Annotated in this window: 3 protein-coding genes; all 3 read right to left on the bottom strand. The window is 66.7% G+C overall.

Annotation, left to right across the window (positions count from 1 at the left end):
* Window positions 1-745: acyl-CoA thioesterase (locus AC2VOU_RS03055; RefSeq protein ID WP_486956035.1), on the bottom strand; the 745-nt coding region annotated here is incomplete at its 3' end.
* 15 nt (window positions 746-760) lie between these two features.
* A complete protein-coding gene (locus AC2VOU_RS03050; protein ID WP_486956034.1) occupies window positions 761-1,654 on the bottom strand; it encodes a dienelactone hydrolase family protein in 894 nt (297 codons plus the stop codon).
* 57 nt (window positions 1,655-1,711) lie between these two features.
* On the bottom strand, window positions 1,712-2,378 hold a 667-nt coding region (locus AC2VOU_RS03045), incomplete at its 5' end, for a CocE/NonD family hydrolase (protein WP_486956033.1).

The following is a 2,378-nucleotide window of genomic DNA, read 5'->3' as shown; positions in this document are numbered from 1 at the left end:
GCAGCCAGTCCGACAAATCGGGCGGGTGATGGAACCACATTGCCAGATCCATCAGCGCCGAGAAGCCCGGTCCCAGCGGCGTCGTGCGGCGCGCGATCATTGCCGACTCGAGCAAAGTGCGCCCCGCAACGAATGCGGTGAGGCAGTCAGCGACGACCGGGTCGGCCGGAGCGATGCCGTTGGGGCGCCACCACATCCGGATACCGGCGGGCGGCTGCGGCTCGACGATGTCGGCTGCGAGTCTGGCCGACGGGTCCACATATCGGTAATCGATGGGTTGGTCGCGCACCCACCAGCCATTGCGTTCGTCGGCATGGTCGCGGTGCTGCTCGGCGAAGCCCGGCACGGAGTCGGGATCGGGGAGATTCGGTGGAAGTTGCTGGTAGACAGTGCTTTCGACGGATTTGCTGAACGATACGATGCCCTCCAGTAGCACCGAGCCGAATTGCCGGGCAGTGACGCGTCTGGCTGAGAACGTGCCGCCGTCGTGCAGTGCAGTGACTTCGAAGTCCACCGGTTGCCGGGCGTCGCCGGCGCGGAGGAAATACATGTGCAGGCTGTGCGGCAGCCGATCGGTGACGGTTCGGCTTGCCGCCATCAATGCCTGCGCGGCGATGTGCCCACCGGAGATGTGATGGGCGATTTCGTCGATCGGCTCGCCGACGAAGAAGTCGGCGTTGACCTGTTCGAGTTCGAGGCTGTCGAGGACGTGTTGCAGTGTGATGACGGGCAGCGGAGTGGTCACGCACGCATCATGCCGCTAAGACAGGTAGCGGCCAAACCATTCCAGGGTGCGCTGCCAGGCGTCCTCGGCCGCCGCGGCGTTGTAGCGCGGTCCGCTGTCGTTGAAGAAGGCGTGGTCAGCGTCGGGTTCGATGACGAGGTCGTGAATCAGGCCGGCGCGCTCGAGTGCCGCCTTGGCCGCTGGCTCAGAATCGGTTACCCGCTTGTCCAACGCTCCGTAGAACGCCAGCACCGCGGTCGCCTTGTCGCCACTGAAGTCGGGGTTGTCGGGAAGCGGGCCGTAAAACGGGACGGCCGCCGACAAGCGTGCGGTGTGTGATGCCAGCAGTTGCCAGACCAGACCACCGCCGAAGCAGAAGCCGACTATCGCGAGCTTGCCGCCCGGAACCCGGTTTTGCAGTTCCGTGATGCCGGAATTCAGGTCGGCGATCAACCGGTCCTGCGGCGCGGTGGCCAGCGCGGCGGTGGCCTTGGCCGGGTCGGAGAATTTGTCCGTCCCACCCTCTTCGGACAGCAGGTCTATCGCCAGCGCAGAGTATCCGGCCCCGGCGAACCGTTCGGCCACCGAGTGGACCCAGTCGGTGAGCCCCTTGTTCTCGTGGATGACCAGCACCCCCCGGCGGGCGTTGTGCGACTGCGCCCAGGCGCCGCGCAGTTCCCCGCGGGGACCGGCCCAGGTGATCGGCTCGGTGGGCAGCGCCCGGTTGGCTCCCGGAGGTTCCACTCCCTCACCCGAACTCGAGTGCAGCGGCCGGGTTTCGTCGTGGCCGCATGCCGCGATCAGTGCGGCCGCCGCGCCGCTGCCCAGGCCGAGCAGCGCCAGCCGACGCATGGCTTCGCGGCGGCTCAGCAAACCTGCGGCGTGTTCGGTGGCAATCTCTTCGGCGACGTACTGCTGTAAAGATGTCATCACAACGAGTATGCGCCACGACCGGCGGTTGTGACCGGAAGACGCTGTCGGGCTGGGTCAGTCGAAGCGGTCTGGATCGGCGAACGGGACCAGCAGATGTGATGGTGTCGGCCCACCTTGATGCAACTGATAGCTGCCACCGGCCAGGTTGCGGCGGGCCGGCACGGTTGGTACGAGATGCGGAAAGTCGAACGTGTTGACCGTCAGTCTCAATCGGTGACCGGTGTCGAGCAGTGCGGCGGTCGGAAAGACCTCGATGTCGTAGCGCGTGAGCTCGCCGGGACCGACGGGCTCGACCGCAGCCCGGGTGCTGAGGTGATGGGGCTTGAGCACGGTGCCGTCGGGCAGATACCAGGTGCGCTCAGGGTCCAGCGCCCGGTGTGAGCCCAGCAGCGCACCCTGGGTCAGAGGGCGAGAGGAGCCGTCGGGAGCGACGTCGTCGAGGTGGGCGACCCACAGCGTCTCGGTGGTGTCGGCGGTCGCGTGGAGCGTGAGCGTGATGGGTCCGGCGATCAGGGTGGGCGTGGTGCAGGCCTCGGTGGTGTAGGTGAGCGCGCCGCGCTGGACTCGCCGGTTGTCCTGGTCGTAGCGGGTGTTTGCGCCGCGTTGGCTGCGAATGAAGCTTGTCATCCCAAGCGTCCACTGCTCGACGCTACGGCCTGCGATCGGCCCCCGGCTCACGTATTTGACTGTCACCGTGGATGTTTCGGGCGCAGGATCGGCG

The sequence above is a fragment of the Mycobacterium sp. TH-M25 genome (assembly GCF_057473665.1).
The sequence above is the reverse complement of the archived record's forward strand: the minus strand, read 5'-3'. Positions and strand labels throughout refer to the sequence as shown.